Here is a 15,945-nt window from a genome sequence, read left to right as displayed (position 1 = left end):
CCCGTTGTCTTTGCTGCGATGGATTGCGTCAGCCCGCGTTGGCCGCCGGCGCGCGAGCGCCGATCAGGTTGCGCAGGTGCTGCAACAATTCCTCTTCGTTGTACGGCTTGCCGAGGTAGACGTTCACGCCAATCTCCGCGGCATAGCGGCGGTGTTTGTCCGCCGTACGCGAGGTGATCATGATGATCGGCGTGGCGCCGATGCGCTCGTCGGCACGCACGTTGCGCGTCAGGTCGAAGCCGTCCATGTGCGGCATTTCGATGTCGACCAGCATGGCGTCCGGCGTGATCTCCTGCAGCTGACGCAGTGCATCCACACCATCACGCGCGAGCACGGCCTGGTAGCCGGAGCGCGTAAGCAGACGCTGCGTGACCTTGCGCACCGTGAGCGAATCGTCGACCACCATGACGATCGGCTGCGTAGCCAGACCCGGCACGGCATCGGTGCTGCCGTTGCGCGAGAGTTCTGCCACGGCGCCGGTGGTTTCCTGATCAGCATGCGGCAAGCCCAGCGCGGCCGCTTCACGCTCGAAACGCTGCGTGAGCACCACCGGGTTGTAAATCAGCACGATCTCGCCATCACCCAGCGTGGTCGCACCCGCAATGCCCTCCAGACGCGCGAGGTGCGGGCCAATGTGCTTGACCACCACTTCACGGTTGCCGATCACTTCATCGACATGCACGGCGGCGCGTTCTGCGCCGCTGCGCACCACCACGGCCGGCGAGTACTTGCGGCCACCCGTCACGGCCTGCGCTTCTTCAAGCAGCGCGCCGAAGTAGTGGAACGGCACCGGACCGGTCGGCAGTTGCAGCGCCGCGGCGTTGTATGCCTCGGCCAGGGCCTGCGGACGCAGTTGCTGCACGTGGTCGATCATGCCCGACGGAATCGCATACACGCGCTCGCCCACACGCACCAGCAGCACCTGCGTAATCGCGGTGGTCAGCGGCAGGTGGATAGTGAAACGCGTGCCGACTTCCGGCGTGGTCTGCAGCGAGATGCGGCCGCCCAGGGCCACGGTCTCCGCACGCACCACGTCCATACCCACGCCACGACCGGCCAGCTCCGACACCTGATCGGCAGTGGAGAAGCCCGGCGTAAAGATCATCTCGGTGAGGCGCGCGTCGCTCGCTTCTTCGTCGGGCGCCAGGAGTTGACGTTCCAGCGCGCGGGCACGGATGCGGTCGAGGTTCAGGCCCCCGCCGTCATCGACGAAGTTCAGCACGACTTCGTTGCCTTCCTGCTGCACTTCCAGCGTCAGTTCACCCGCAGGCGATTTGCCCTTGGCGCGACGCTCATCAGCGGACTCGATACCGTGCGCAACGGCGTTACGGATCATGTGCTCCAGCGGGCCGCCCATGCGGTCCAGCACGCTGCGGTCCAGTTCCACCGTACCGCCCTTGATGAACAGGCGGACTTCCTTGGCCGTTTCCGATGCGGCCTGACGGGCCACACGATACAAACGATCGGCCACGGTATCGAACTGCACCATGCGCGCGCGCATCAGGCTGCGCTGCAGACCACGCGTGAGGCGTGCCTGCGTTTCCAGATCGAGCGAGGCTTGATCGAAACCGCGGAACAAGTTCTGCTGCACGGTCGCCACGTCGTTGACGGACTCGGCCATCATCCGCGTGAGTTCCTGCAGGCGCGTAAAGCGGTCGAACTCCAGCGGGTCGAAGGCTTCGGCGTGCGCTTGCGCATCGGCAATGCGCGACTCCATCTGCGTTTCGGCCTGGATTTCGATCTCACGCACCTGCGAGCGCAGACGCGCCACGTTGTCGTTCAGTTCCGACAGATAGGTCTTGAGCGCATCGACTTCCGATTCCAGACGCGCACGCGCGGCACCCACCTCACCGGCGTCGTTGATGAGCGAGTCGAGCGCACGTGCCTGCACACGCACCATGGCGCGCTGGCGTTCGGCCACTTCCAGGGCTTCGGCTTCTGCGCTGCGCGTGTCGGTCAGATCAACGTTGGTGGTGGCGGCCACGGCCGGCAGCATCGACGTGCCGGGCGTGGCTTGCGTTTCATCCTGCGCCGAGGATGCAACCAAGGCTTCTGCGGCTTCGGCCAGACCGGCGTCCAGCGGCAGCACCTTGCCCGAGCCCAGTGCGTCGACGTGTGCCTGGATGCGGTCGAACCACACGTAGAGCTTGCGGAACAGCGCGTCGTCTACGCGGTTCTGGCGCAGACCGCTCTCGATGGCGCTCTCCATTTCGTGCGCGGCCTGGCCCAGCGTCATGGCGCCGGCCATGCGAGCACTGCCCTTCACGGTGTGCAGGTTACGCAGCAGCAGGCCGGAGGCAGCGCGGTCCTGCGGCGCGGCTTCCCATGCGCGCAGGTGCTGGCCGAGTTCGGGCAGGGCAACGTGCGCCTCTTCCAGGAAGATTTCCAGCAGTGCCGGGTCCAGCGCATCCGTCGGCGCCTGACGCACCAGCTCACCAACAGCCGGTTCGGCCACGGGCGCCTGGTAAGCCGGTGCAAGCTGCGCCACATCCTCGGGCAGTGCAAAGGCGGGTTCATCCGCCAGGCCAGCGGTTTCGTTCTCTGCCTGTGCAGCTTCGATCAAGGCTTGCGGCGCCGGCTCCAGCGGCAGGCGCGGACGCACCAGCACGCGCTCGCACAGTTCTTCCAAGCCACGACGCAGCGGCTCATCGGTCTCGGGCCAGACGCTGGCAGCAAACTGATGCAGCATGCCGCGCATGCGCTCGACCGCTTGGTCGAGCAGGCGGAAGTCGCCCGGGTGCATCGCTACCGGGCGGCTGTTCAGGTTCAGCAGCACTTGCTCCAGCGCATCGGCCAACTGGCGCACGGGCTCCAGTTCAACCACGGCGGAGCTGCCCTGCAGCGTGTGCGCGGCGCGCAGCGCCAGCTCACTCGGCGGCGTGCGGCCTTCGTGGCGCCATTCCGAGAAGTCCACGCCCAGGCGACGGATCAGATCGTCGGCTTCCTGCAGGTAGACGTTGTACAGCGCCACGCTCACGCGCACCGGGCCGATCACCTTCACGCCATCGTCGTGCGGCGCTTCTTCCGCTGCCCCGGTCTGTGCGAACGGGAACGGGATCACCTTGGCGTCACCGTCGGCAGCGTGTGCCGGCGTTTCGATCTCGGTGTGTGGGGTTTCGGGCTCGACGCTCGCTGCCTGGGACTCGGCGAGCGGCGTTTCGAACTCGATGTTCGGCGTTTCGAACTCGGCGTGTGAGGTTCCGAACTCGACATTCGAGGTTCCGGACTCAGCGTGTGAGGTTTCGAACTCGGCGGATGGCGTTTCGGACTCGATGTTCGAAGCTCCGAACTCGACGTGTGAGGTTCCGGACTCGGCATGCGGTGTTTCGGACTCGACGTGAGGCGCTTCGAACTCCGCGCTCGGGGCTTCGAACCCGGCGTGCAGCGTTTCGAACTCAACGCTTGGTGCTTCAGGCGCCTGCGCGGCCGGCTCGTCTTCCCAGACCAGAGAGGATGCGTCATTGGCCGGCTCGACTGCCTCCACCGGAGCAGCTACGGGCTCCGCCGCCAGTGCCGGCGTTTCCGGCACCGTTTCCAGCCAAACGAACGGACCGCCATGGCGTACGCGCTCGGCAGCGGCCACCAGCGGCTCGATCGGGTGATCGGCCTGCGGCGACTGCGCAATGGCAGCCGCCCACGTTGACAGCTCGGATTCCGCGCGGGTCAGCAGCGCAGCCAGATCGTGCGATGGCACACGGCTCTCGGCCAACCACACGTTCATCACCTGCTCGATGGCCCATGCGGCTTCACCATAGCGGGTCAGGCCAACCATGCGGCCCGAGCCCTTGAGCGTGTGGAACGCGCGGCGCAGTTGCGTCAGCAGGTCCAGGTCGGAGCCGGCAGCCAGGCCACCGGAGCCGGCCTCTGCGGCAGCGTGCAGCGCGTGCAGATCGGTGCGCACACCCGCCAGCACTTCTTCGGCTTCGGACAGGAAGATGTCGAGCAGCTCGGCATCGATGGATTGCGTATCGCGCGCAGCGACGGCCGGTGCGGGTGCGGCCTCGGCCGGTGCGGCAACCGGTGCAGCCAGCGCAGCCTGCAGCCGCTCCAGCGAGCCTGCACTACCAACCTGCCATGCGTCGAACTGTGCCAGCGCCTCTTCCAGACGGCGGCGGCGTGCCGGATCGTCGTCAATGGCGGCGGCGTCGCGTGCTTCTTGCAGAGCGGTGCGCAACTCGGCGGCCAGCGGGTCGGTCGGGTCCACCGGATGCTTGGCGAGCAGGCGGTCGAGCAGCGATTGCAGCGGCGACGCGACATCGGCAGCCGCCGTGTGCTCGGCGACCTGCGCATCGTCCTGCGTCTCACGGCGGGCCAGCATGCCGGCTTCCGCGTCAAAGGCGAACGTGTGCCACGCGGTCTCGCGCTCGGTTGGCGTGAGCGTACCGTCGATGACGATCTCATCGATCTGCGTGCCGGTCAGCTCGGTGCCAGCCGACAGCGCATCGAGGAAACCCTGCAGGCCGCTGGCGTTGGCAGCCAGCGCGCCCAGATAGCGTTCGCGGTCCGCCGCGGCGCCCTCGCCTGCAGCTTCCAGCGCGGCAATGGTCGATTGCGCGGCTTCGGTGGCGTGCACGGCCTCGTAGGCATCAATGGCAGCAAAGGCGCCCTGCATGTCGCCGAACAGGCGGCTGGCTTCCTGCAGGCCGCCGCTTTGCTCACCTTCGCGCTCGAAGGCGTCGAGGTGGGTTTCGGCCGAGGCCAGTTGGGTCTGCAGCGCGCGCACCTGTTCGCCACGCGTGCGGCGGTGTGCGGTTTCTTCAGCCAGCAGGGACAGCCACGCCGGTGCGGGCACAGCGTCGCCTGCCTGCGTAGCGCGGGCGTGTTCGGCCAACTCATTGCAGCGGGCGGCAAACCACGCGCTACGCAAATCGCCGGATTCGCCATGCAGCGCCCAGGGGCGAGCGAGCATGCGCGAGAGGAATTGCAGCGTGGGCGCGACATCGCGGCCATGCGCTTGTGCCAGGCGCTGCGACAGATCCAACAGCGCGGGCTGACCCAGTGCCTCGGTATGCAGTGCGAGCGTCTGCAGCGCGGCGTCGGTTTCTTCGGCGTCGGGCTCGGCTTGCTGGCTCAGGGTTTCCAACGTGCGGCCCACGCGCTGCAGCGTGTCGGTCGCATCCGCCGGCAGCAGCGCGTAGTACTGACGGGTGTGCAACGCACCGGCCGGCGCGTGCGTGGGCGGAATCGCAAAGGCCTGCACGCAGGCGACGATGTCCGGACCCAGCGTGTCGTCACCCACCGCCATGGCAGGCGCATTGCTGTAGGCCATGCCTGCGAGCAGGTACAGCGCGTCGGTCAGCAGGCCTTGCGGCAGGTGGATGTTGTTGTGCGAATACTGGCGCAGCAGCAGGTTGACGCGCGCGGCCAGACGCTTGGCGGTCATGTCAGCTGGCACCAGCCCGGCACGCAGCGCGCCGAACGTCAGCGCCAGCACGAGCCACAGGTCACGCTGCAGATCATCGCCGGCGCGGCGCGGTTCGCGTTCCAGCGCGCGGATGCCATGCAGCAGTTCTTCCAGCGGCGCGTAAGCGGCGGCAGCGGCAGCCGGATCGGCCTGGGCGCTGTCTGTGTTGGATGCCGGTGCGCCGGATGGTGCCCGTAAGGCGGTCAGCAGTGCGAGTTCGAATTTGCGACGCAGGCGTGCCAGCCCCGGCAGATCACGTGAAGGCAGCAGCAATGCCGGCAGGTGGCGCAGCTCGTCGGCCCACAGGTCAGCCGGGTGGATACGTTCTTCACCCAGGCGGGCGAGCACCACTTGATACGGTTGGAACAGGCGCAGCGGCTCCTCGGCCATGCCGGCCATCAGGTCGGCCACGTATTCCTGCAGCGCCTGCACGGCGCGCGAGAAGACGTCCAGCGTCTGCACGTCGGCCGGTACGGTACCGGCATCAACCGCTTCGAGCAGGCGCTTGGCAGCCTGGCAGTACACGTCGATACCGCGCAGGCCGACGATCAGCAGTGCGCCGGCCGCTTGGTGCAGGTACTGGCTAGCCAAGCGCAGCGAGGTGGTATCGCGCGCGCCGATGACTTCCGGGTTGGCGATGACATCGGCTGCATATTCGCCGAACTCGCGCACGGCATCGTCCAGCGCGGCGCGCATGTTGGGCGCAACCCAGGCCAGCGCGGAGAGATCGCGCACTGGCACGACAGCCTTCGGACGCCCGGCGGAGGCTCCGGCCACCTCAAGCGAGGCGCGCTCGGATTCTTCGGGCTGGGCGGAAGATTGATGACGCATGTGTGCTTCCAAAAAGCAGGTGGCGGTTGCCGCTTAGCGTTCCCGCCCGAAATCCAGTAACGACGGTGTCAGGCCCGATGTCAGGCGAATTACGCGATACGGAACCGCGCCACCGAGTCACGCAGTTCTTCAGCAAGCTGCGTGAGCTGGCGCACCGACTGCGCGGTCTGGCGCGTACCCGTCGACGTCTGTTCCGTGATGTGCAGAATCTGTTCGATGTTCTGCGCCACGTCAGACGCCAGCGTTGCTTCGTGCGACGTCGTCTGCGAAATGCTCTCAATCAGTTCGGCAAGCTGGCGCGACACGCGGCCAATCTCCACCAGTGCGGCACCGGCGTTATCGGACAGCTTCGCCCCTTCCACCACACCCGCCGTGCTGCGCTCCATCGCGTGCACCGCGTCTTGCGTATCGGTCTGAATCGTGCGGATCAGCGCACCGATCTGCTTGGCTGCCTCGGCGGAACGTTCTGCCAGGCGCTGCACTTCCTCTGCCACCACCGAGAAGCCGCGACCGGCTTCACCAGCAGATGCCGCCTGGATGGCAGCGTTCAGTGCCAGCACGTTGGTCTGCTCGGTAATGTCCGAGATCAGCTCCACGATTTCACCAATCTCCTGCGACGATTCGCCCAGGCGCTTGATCCGCTTCGAGGTTTCCTGAATCTGGTCACGGATGTCGTTCATGCCCGTGATGGCGTTCTGCACCGCCTGCTGACCTTGCTCGGCTGCCGCCAGCGAGGCGCGTGCCACGTTGGCCGATTCAGCAGCGCCGCGCGACACCTGCGTAATGCGGTCAGCCATCTCCACCACCGACTGACCGGTCTGGCGAATCTGGCGCGACTGTTCTTCCGATGCGGCCACCAGGCCCTCGGACGTCACGGCCACCGCCGACGATGCCTGCGTCACCTGCTCGGCCGTCTGCTGCACCCGGCCGACCAGCTCGCGCAGTTCTTCCACGGTGTAGTTCACCGAGTCGGCAATGGCGCCGGTAATGTCTTCCGACACGGTGGCCTGTTTGGTCAAGTCGCCATCTGCGATGTCCTGCAGCTCGTTCATCAGACGCAGAATTGCAGCCTGGGTGGAATCGTTGTTGCGCTTTTCCACCATCCGGCGTTCTTCAGCTTCACGCTGACGGGCTTCTGCTTCCATCGTACGCACGCGCGAATCGCGCAGGTACAGGGCAGCCAGGCCGGCCAGGCAGACCACGGTCAGGATGGCCGACAGCACCACCGCGCCCAGGGTGAATGGACGGCTGCGCACGCTACCTGCATAGGTCGATTGCAGGTCCGACAGGTCGGCACGCAGCTTTTCGTTGTCGTTGAAGATCTGCTGCTGGGCGCGCTTGGCGGCAATCAGGCCAGGCAGGTTTTCCAGAATGATCTGCGTGGTCTTCTGCACGTTGTCGAAGCGGGTCGACAGCTCTTGCAGGTAGCCCTTGGTCTCGGGGTCGGTCGCGGGCGACAGGCGCAGCGCTTCCGAGCCGTTGAGCAGGCCGTTCAGGGTTTCGCGGAAGGTGTTGGTGTCCTTACCGAGCAGGAACGCCGTTTCCGGGTTCACGCCTTCACCGGCCAGGAACTCGTTCATGTTCTTACCGAGACGCTGCGTCAACATCACGAGCTGCGACGAAGCGGCCACTTCACGGGCCGGCGCGTTGGTCTGCAGCTTCATCGACGAGATCTGTTCGGCTTCTTCCAGCAGTTCGGGGTTGGACGCGTTGAACACGTTCAGCGTCTTACCCACGGCCACCAGGGTCTTCTCTTGCGACAGAACGGCCTGGGCGCTCTTGTCGCTGCGCTTCCATTCGTCGATCGCCTTGTCGAGCAGGACTTCAGAGTCGCTTCCGATGGTGGCGCGCACGCCGCGATCGGAGTTGCCGTTCTTCAGGGCTTCGAGGTTTTCCTGCAGACGCGCGCGGCTCTCCTTGAGCTGCGCGAATGCGTTGACGTTACCGAGCAATGCAACCGGAACCGCCTTGGCCAGACGCTGCGAGTGCATCAGCGTGTCACCGGCAATTTCAATCTGCACCGAGCCGTTGTTGGCCTGACGGTTATCCAGGTACACCGACGTCAGCAGGGCCAGCAGGCCGACCACCAGGCCGATCGTGAACACGCGCTGCTGCGCGGCAAACGGCACACGCTCCATCCAGTCGACCACGGCATCCATGGGCGTGCGGCCCAGCTGCGTGGGCGTGCCAGCGGGATTGTCGTCATCCACGTGGGGGTTATCCAACTGCGCGGAGGCGGCCGATGCACCCTCTCCTGCAACCTCCGGCGCCCCAGCTCGGCGACCTGCGTTGAACCACTTGAACCCCATAGGACCCTCTTGTTTTGTCGATGCGGCCGTCCCGTTTTCCCGAGATCAGCAGCATGGATTTCCCGTCCGCGGCCTCGCCTTGTCTTGCCCGGCGTGGTCCGCACCTTCTGCAGTGCATATCGGCACAAAATGGCGCGTCCTGTTGCCGCGCCACGCACCGCATCTTGCCCCTTGCGCCCACCCGCTCCCGTTGCGGATGTGCCTAATCTTTTCTTGTTCGTTGCCCAGCCAATCCTGAGACCGGGTCTTGCACTACGGTTGCCGCGCGCTTTACGCGCGGCTGCGGCCCACCTGCAGGAAGGCCGGATCGGCTAGCAGGCGGCGCACGTCCATCTCGCGCCACAGCGTGCCCTGCGCATCACGCCAGGCGCGGCCTTGCCACGGGCGGTTCTCGTCCTGCTCAGCCTCGACCGGCTGCAGATCGGTCAGGCTGCGCAGCCCCGCCACACGCGGCACGATGATCGCGCACGCACGCTGCGGGTCTTTGGACAGCACCACGATCTTGGCGCCAGTGCCACCGGCCGTCGGCGCTTCGCCGCAGAACTGGCCGAAATCGATCACACCCAGCAGATTGCCCCGCGCATTCACGAGGCCCAGGTACCACGGCTGCGTGAGCGGCACGCGTGCGGGCGGCTGGTAGTCCAGCACCTCGCCCGTATCCGACAGCGACAGCAGCCAGTGCTGGTCGCCGATCTGCACGCCCAGGAAGCCTTCCGTCGACGACTTGGCGCGCGCTTCTTGCAGGCGCCGTGCCAGCATCGCCTGGTATTCATGCAGGCGCTGGCGGGAGGTCAGGTTCGTGCGGGTTTCACTCATATCCGTGGTGTTCCGGGTCGACGGCTGGCTCGGCTTATTGCGGCAGCTTGGCGATCTTTTCCAGCAGCTCTTCAGCCTTGACCGGCTTGACGATGTAGTCCGATGCGCCCTGGCGCATGCCCCACACGCGGTCGGTCTCCAGCCCCTTGGTCGTGCACATGATCACGGGGATGTCTTGGAAACGCTCGTCTTTCTTGATCGCGCGGGTGGCCTGGTAGCCGTTCTGGCCGGGCATCACCACATCCATCAGGATCAGGTCGAAGGCTTCGGATTCGAGCTTGGCCATGGCCTGGTCGCTATCGGCTGCAACCGTCACCTTGAAACCGCCCTTGCCGAGGATCTCCGACAGGTGCAGCGCTTCGGTCGGGGAATCATCGACCACCAACACTTTCTTGATTGCCATACAAACAGTCCTTCAATTAGAGAGATGCCGTCCGGGGTGCCATCATGCGGCGGCGCCACGAGATTCACTCGCCGCCGGCAGATGGGTCTGGACCGCCTCCAGCAGCGCTTCCTTGGAGAAAGGCTTGGCGAGGTGATCGACCGCCCCGACCGACCGGCCGCGCGCGCGGTCAAAGATACCGTCGCGCGAAGACAGCATGATCACAGGCGTGGCATGAAACTTCGGGCTTTTCTTGATGAGCGCGCAGGTCTGGTAGCCGTCCACGTTCGGCATCAGGATGTCGCAGAACACGAGATCGGGCTTCAGGTCGCCAACTTTAGCCAGGGCGTCGAAACCGTCTTCGGCCAGCACGACCTGGCAACCAGCCTGGGTCAGGAAAATCTGCGCAGTACGGCGGATGGTGCTGGAGTCATCAATGACCAGCACTTTGCAGCCCGTGAGGGGCGCCAAGGAGTTCGCCGGCGGTGAATTCGCCAGCGGTTGGGATTCGGTCAGTTGTTCCACCCGCGCGGATTGCATCATGTTCTCGCATTGCGCGACCACGGGTCGCCACGACATTCTGACCGGATGGATCGCGGCAAATCGACGCGGCGTGCCCAAAAAGGGCCCACGCTGGCGACGACTTCAAAACTACGCCCCCCGGCCCGCTTATGAAGTGTGAAGCTCAGAATTTGACGAAGTGTGACAAGTCACCTATTCGCCGTCAATGGCGCCGACTGTCCGCTGGGCGCCTGTGGCATGGAAGCGACGAGCCTATTCATCGAACCGTCACTTCCTGATATTTGGCTGTCGGCAAGAGGGCAACCGCTCACTTGCCGACGGGAGACACGTCAGATCCGGCTCAGATCTGCACCATTTCAAAGTCTTCCTTGCGCGCGCCGCACTCGGGGCACGTCCAGTTGATGGGCACGTCTTCCCACTTCGTGCCGGGCGCGATGCCGTCATCCGGTGCGCCTTGTTCTTCGTCGTAGATCCAGCCGCAAATCAGGCACATCCACGTCTTGTATTCAATCTGTTGTTCCATAGGGCAAAGCTTCGGTGGGTTCCGTCTATTAAAATGGCAGGCCAGATGGTACCGAATCACGCCCGGGTGCGCCAGAACAGGCGCCGGGCGGACACGGTGTTTGACTGTATCCAACCTGGATCTGCGGCAAACCACCACATAATCGCCTCAAACTGCCTTTAATCCGTGCCGCAGCGTCACTCTGCGCGGCGCCTCTCTCTTGCAACTGCATCCATGTCGACTCCTTCCCGCAGCGCCGCCCTGTTTGAACGTGCCCAGAAGACCATCCCTGGCGGTGTGAACTCGCCGGTACGCGCCTTCCGCTCGGTGGGCGGCACGCCGCGCTTCATTGCCAAGGCAGCTGGCCCGTATATGTGGGACGCCGACGGCACCCGCTATATCGACTACGTCGGCTCGTGGGGCCCGATGATCGTCGGCCACGCGCATCCGGACGTCGTGCGTGCCGTGCAGGAGGTGGCGGCCGACAGCTTCTCGTTCGGCGCCCCGACCGAGGCGGAAGTCGTCATGGCTGAGGAAATCTGCAAGCTCGTGCCGTCGATCGAGCAGGTGCGACTGGTGTCGTCGGGCACCGAGGCGACCATGAGCGCCCTGCGCTTGGCGCGCGGCTTTACCGGGCGCGACCTGATCGTCAAGTTCGAGGGCTGCTACCACGGCCACGCCGACAGCCTGCTGGTCAAGGCCGGCTCGGGCCTGCTGACCTTTGCAGATACCACGCAGAATGCGCCATCCTCCGCTGGTGTGCCGGAAGACGTGGTCAAGCACACGATGGTGCTCCCCTACAACGACGTCGACGCCCTGCGCGAGGCGTTTGCGCGCCACGGCAAGGAAATCGCCGCGGTGATCGTCGAGCCGGTGGCCGGCAATATGAACCTGGTGCGAGGCAGCACCGAGTTCCACCAGGCCATGCGCTCGCTGTGCACCGAGAACGGCGCTGTGCTGATCTTCGATGAGGTGATGACGGGTTTCCGTGTGGCGCTGGGTTGCGCGCAAGCGCTGTACGGCATCAAGCCGGATCTGACGTGCCTGGGCAAGGTGATTGGCGGCGGCATGCCAGCGGCAGCGTTTGGCGGCCGCAGCGACATCATGGGCTTCCTCGCGCCGCTGGGCAGCGTGTATCAAGCCGGCACGCTGTCGGGTAACCCGCTAGCGGTTGCTGCCGGGCTGACCACGCTGCGCCTGATTGCTGCGGATGGCTTCCACGACCGGCTGGCTGTGCAGACGCGCAAGCTGGTGGATGGGCTGTCCGAGATTGCCCGCGAAGCTGGCGTGCCGTTTGCCGCTGACAGCGTCGGCGGCATGTTCGGGATCTACTTCCGTGAAGGCGTGCCGACCAGCTTTGCTGAAGTGACCAAGAGTGACGTTGGGCGCTTCAATGCGTTCTTCCATGCCATGTTGGCTGAGGGCGTGTATCTGGCGCCGTCTGCGTTTGAGGCTGGATTTGTTTCGGCTACGCATGACGATGCGATTTTGGATGCGACGTTTGCTGCAGCTCGGAAGGCGTTTAAGGCGGTTTGAATTTTGGCTCCTTGGGGGATGTGCCTTGGCGGTGCGTCCCTTGTTTCATCCCCTGCCGGGGCTGACTCACTTTTCTTTGTCTTGCCAAAGAAAGTAAGCAAAGAAAGGCGCGCCCGATGCGGCGAAAGACTCCTTGAATTTCCGTGACCGTGCGGGGAAAGAGGCAAACTCGCTTCGCTCAGACAGCCTCCTTCCTTTTTCCGCCCGCTCACAAAAATTCAAGGCGCCGCATAGGGCAGGAAAGTCAAAGGCCAAAGCCAAACCGTCTGGGCACCCACCAGAACGACAAAGACCAACCTCGCGAGGGGTTGGCCTTTGTTTTTGACGTTCCTGCCCTTGATGGCGCCTTGGATTTTTGTTGCGGGGAGGATAAAGAAGGGAGGCTTGTCTGAGCGAAGCGAGTTTGCCTCCCTTCCCTCCCCGCGACAAAAATCCAAGGAGGGGGTCGCCATCTCGGGCGCGCCTTTCTTTTGCTTGGCGGTTTCAAGCCCCAAGTGCAACAGCGGGGTCAATCACAATGCCCTGCTTGGCGCAGTTCTCAATGAAGGCTTCTGCAGGTGTGCGCCAGCCGAGCGTCTTGCGTGGTCGGGTGTTCATCAGCAACGCGATCGCGTCAAGCTGACGCTGTGAGAGCACCGACAGGTCCGCTCCCTTTGGCAAGTACTGGCGCAGCAGGCCATTGGTGTTCTCACAGATGCCGCGCTGCCAGGGGCTGTGTGGATCACAGAAGTAGATCCGGATGCCAGTCGCCTCGGCGAGCTTGCTGTGCAGCGCCATTTCCTTGCCCTGGTCATAGGTCAGAGTCTTGCGCAACTCCTCCGGCAGAGGAGCGAACGCCGCGCTATAGGCCTGCAAAGCAGCCTCGGCTGTACTGCCGTCGATCTTCACCAGCATCACGAACAAGGTGCTGCGGTCGATGAGCGTGCCCACTGCCGAACGGTTACCAGCACCTTTGATCAGGTCGCCCTCCCAGTGCCCCGGAATCAGCCGGTCGTTAGCCTCTGGCGGGCGCACATGAATGCTCACCATGTCGGTGAGCTGCCCACGCCGATCTTGCCCGCGCGAGCGCGGCTTGCGAGCACCGTGCGCCTGCCGCAGCAGGCTGACCAACTCGCGCCGCAGAGCACCGCGTGGAGCGGCGTAGATGGCGTGATAGATCGTTTCGTGCGAGACGTTCAAAGCGGGTTCGCCGGGATGGACACGTTTGAGCTGCGCAGCCACCTGCTCCGGCGAGAAGCCTCTCTCCAAGTACTGGCGGACCTCAGGCCACAGTTTGCCTTGCCGGTGCAGCTTGCGTTCGCGACGTGGCTTACGTCGCAACTTGGAGGCCCGCCGGCCAGCGCGCACCGCATTGTAGCCACCGGCTATCGTGGGGCGCCCCATCGGACCGCGCTCATGTTCCGGTTTCCAGCCGTTGCGCCGAAGCTCCCGGCTGATCGTGCTCGGTGAGCGTTGCAGTGCACGCGCAATCTCCCGCATGCTCCTGTCCTCCAGCTTCATCGCGAAGATCGCGCCACGCTCTTCGGCGCTCAGGTGTTCGTAGTCTTGTCCCATGCAACACATCCTAGATAACGTGTTGCACTTGCTACTTGAAACCGCCCTTACTTTTCTTTGGCAAGACAAAGAAAAGTGAGTCGGCCCCGGCAGGGGACGATACCGGGGATGGACCAACAGAAAAAAAGCAAAAACTTAAACCCGCCCAACCGCCTCCACCAACTCACGCCCCAACGCCTCAGAAACCGCCACCATAGGCGCTCGCAACACATTCCGAACCTGCCCCTCTGCAGCAAGCCAGGCCTTCAACGGCCCAGGATTCGTCGCTGCAAACAACAACCGAATCACCGGCGCCAGCGCATGATGCAGCCGCCGCGCATCATTCAGCCGCTGTTCCTGCACCGCCCGCACCATTTCTACAAACAGCTCAGTCCGCACGTGGGCCGCAGCAATGATCGCCCCCACGCCACCCGCGCACAGCGTGCCGAACACCTGCGCATCTTCCCCTGCCAACACCTGCAACCGCCCATCGGCAATCACGCGCTGGGTCTTGTCCGCGTCTCCACCACAATCCTTGATGCCGTGAATGTTGGGATGCGCGGCCAGCGCAAGTAGCGTTTCGGTATCGATGCTCGCACCCGTGCGATACGGAATGTCGTACAGCAGCACCGGCACGGGCGAAGCATCGGCCAGCGCCGTGAAGTATTCGAGAATCCCGTCCTGCGACGGGCGGATATAGGAAGGCGCGGGAATCAGGAACGCCCCGGGCCGATGCTCGGCGAGCCTGAGCATGCGCTCCCGCACGGGGGCCAGGGCGCTGCCCGAGACACCCATCACCACCGGCAGCCCATCGGCTGCGGCGCGTACCGTATCAAGCACGTCGACCTGTTCCTGGTCGGTCAGCGCGGCGGCCTCGCCGGTGCTGCCGCAGGCAACGAAACCGGCAACGCCCTGCGCGCGATACCGCGCCACTAATGTGTAGAGCGCACCGTAATCGACCGAACGCTGCGCATCATCGGTAAACGGCGTGACGATGGGCACCCAGATGCCCGCATAAGACGGACGCGCGCTGGTAGACAGATTGGTGGATGAATTTTCAAGCACGACAACACTCCTGGACAAATCAACGACCGATCAAGAACCATCAGGAGAGCATCGGGAAGCAGGAGCCCGCGAGATGCGGGTATGAGGTCAACCGTGTCTTGCATGGCGGTCAGCCGCTGTTCCGTCGCCCATCTGACGGAACAGCGCTCCGGTCAGACGAGCGGCTGTTTGGAGGCTTTTTTGGCGTGCGCGCGCGTCGACGCAACCGACAGGCAATGTGCCGGTGCGATGCAGATCGACGAAGCGGAGGAAATCGCGCGCATGGAAATTGTCAAAAAAGTCCCCATACCGTACTGATGTGCGACTGAGGCGTCAAGCGCATAGGCTAGAGTTCGCTGGAACACCATGAGACGATGTCGGTCTCATGCCACATTGTTTGTCTGACTGTCTGATCACGAGGTATTCATGACCCCTGCCCTGTCCGTTCGTTCGACGCGTTTTTCGGTGCTGCGCTGGCTGGCGCTGTCGCTGGCCGTACTGGCCGCGCCGTTCCTGTCTGCTTGCGGCTACAACGACTTCCAGGCCAAGGACGAGGCCACCAAGGCCGCGTGGGCCGAGGTCGTCAACCAGTACCAGCGCCGCGCTGACCTGATCCCGAACCTGGTCAACACGGTCAAGGGCTACGCTTCGCACGAGAAAGACACGCTGGAAGCCGTGACCCGCGCCCGCGCCGCTGCCACCAGCTTCCAGATCACACCCGAAGTGCTGAACGATCCGGCGGCGTTCCAGAAATTCCAGCAAGTGCAGGGCGAGCTTTCGAGCGCGCTGTCGCGCCTGATGGCCGTGTCGGAAAACTACCCGCAGCTCAAGGCGGATCAGTCGTTCCGCGATCTGCAGTCGCAGCTGGAAGGCACCGAAAACCGCATCACCGTCGCGCGCCAGCGTTACATCAAGTCGGTGCAGGACTACAACGTGCTGGCCCGCAGCTTCCCGACCAACCTGACGGCCAAGGTGATGGGCTATCAGGTCAAGCCAAACTTCACGGTCGAGAACGAGAAGGGTATTTCCACCGCTCCGGCGGTGAAGTTCTGACGAGCTGACCATC

The 15,945-nt window shown here is 64.4% G+C and carries 11 protein-coding genes; 3 read left to right on the top strand and 8 right to left on the bottom strand.

Going from position 1 to position 15,945, the window contains the following annotated elements; all coding sequences use genetic code 11:
- Window positions 1–28 precede the first annotated feature (28 nt).
- From ACS13N_RS11575 to ACS13N_RS11550, 6 genes are all read right to left on the bottom strand, one after another.
- Entirely contained in the window at window positions 29–6,235 is a 6,207-nt protein-coding gene (locus ACS13N_RS11575; protein ID WP_438931790.1) for an Hpt domain-containing protein, read from the bottom strand.
- Between the two features lie 89 nt (window positions 6,236–6,324).
- Complete coding sequence (locus tag ACS13N_RS11570) at window positions 6,325–8,544, bottom strand: methyl-accepting chemotaxis protein (protein ID WP_438931789.1); 2,220 nt, start codon at window positions 8,542–8,544, stop codon at window positions 6,325–6,327.
- Between the two features lie 270 nt (window positions 8,545–8,814).
- The gene (locus ACS13N_RS11565; RefSeq protein ID WP_438931788.1) at window positions 8,815–9,360 is read right to left on the bottom strand and encodes a chemotaxis protein CheW; all 546 of its coding nucleotides are present in this window, start codon (window positions 9,358–9,360) and stop codon (window positions 8,815–8,817) included.
- A 34-nt stretch (window positions 9,361–9,394) separates the two neighbouring features.
- A complete protein-coding gene (locus tag ACS13N_RS11560) occupies window positions 9,395–9,763 on the bottom strand; it encodes a response regulator (protein WP_438931787.1) in 369 nt (122 codons plus the stop codon).
- A gap of 42 nt (window positions 9,764–9,805) precedes the next feature.
- Complete coding sequence (locus ACS13N_RS11555; RefSeq protein WP_438932839.1) at window positions 9,806–10,321, bottom strand: response regulator; 516 nt, start codon at window positions 10,319–10,321, stop codon at window positions 9,806–9,808.
- Between the two features lie 283 nt (window positions 10,322–10,604).
- A complete protein-coding gene (locus ACS13N_RS11550) occupies window positions 10,605–10,787 on the bottom strand; it encodes a rubredoxin (RefSeq protein WP_003261842.1) in 183 nt (60 codons plus the stop codon).
- Window positions 10,788–11,000: 213 nt separating this feature from the next.
- On the opposite strand from ACS13N_RS11550, the gene hemL reads away from it, so the two are divergent.
- Entirely contained in the window at window positions 11,001–12,302 is a 1,302-nt protein-coding gene (hemL, locus tag ACS13N_RS11545; RefSeq protein ID WP_438931786.1) for a glutamate-1-semialdehyde 2,1-aminomutase, read from the top strand.
- A 483-nt stretch (window positions 12,303–12,785) separates the two neighbouring features.
- Here hemL and ACS13N_RS11540 read toward each other — a convergent pair whose 3' ends face one another.
- Both ACS13N_RS11540 and dapA read right to left on the bottom strand, forming a co-directional pair.
- On the bottom strand, window positions 12,786–13,856 hold the full coding sequence (locus tag ACS13N_RS11540) for an IS30 family transposase (protein WP_438930839.1): 1,071 nt from the start codon (window positions 13,854–13,856) through the stop codon (window positions 12,786–12,788).
- 135 nt (window positions 13,857–13,991) lie between these two features.
- Window positions 13,992–14,900: a 4-hydroxy-tetrahydrodipicolinate synthase gene (gene dapA, locus ACS13N_RS11535; RefSeq protein WP_438931785.1), complete on the bottom strand. Its 909-nt coding sequence runs from the start codon at window positions 14,898–14,900 to the stop codon at window positions 13,992–13,994.
- Window positions 14,901–15,002: 102 nt separating this feature from the next.
- Here dapA and ACS13N_RS11530 point away from each other — a divergent pair, with 102 nt between their 5' ends.
- Window positions 15,003–15,197, top strand: a complete 195-nt coding sequence (locus ACS13N_RS11530; protein WP_438931784.1) for a hypothetical protein — start codon at window positions 15,003–15,005, stop codon at window positions 15,195–15,197.
- 108 nt (window positions 15,198–15,305) lie between these two features.
- Window positions 15,306–15,932, top strand: a complete 627-nt coding sequence (locus ACS13N_RS11525) for a LemA family protein (RefSeq protein WP_438931783.1) — start codon at window positions 15,306–15,308, stop codon at window positions 15,930–15,932.
- The last annotated feature ends 13 nt before the right edge of the window (window positions 15,933–15,945 follow it).

The sequence above is a fragment of the Ralstonia sp. 24A2 genome (assembly GCF_051783885.1).
GTDB lineage: Bacteria > Pseudomonadota > Gammaproteobacteria > Burkholderiales > Burkholderiaceae > Ralstonia.
Note: the sequence above shows the minus strand (reverse complement) of the source record. Positions and strands in the feature narration are given on the sequence as shown.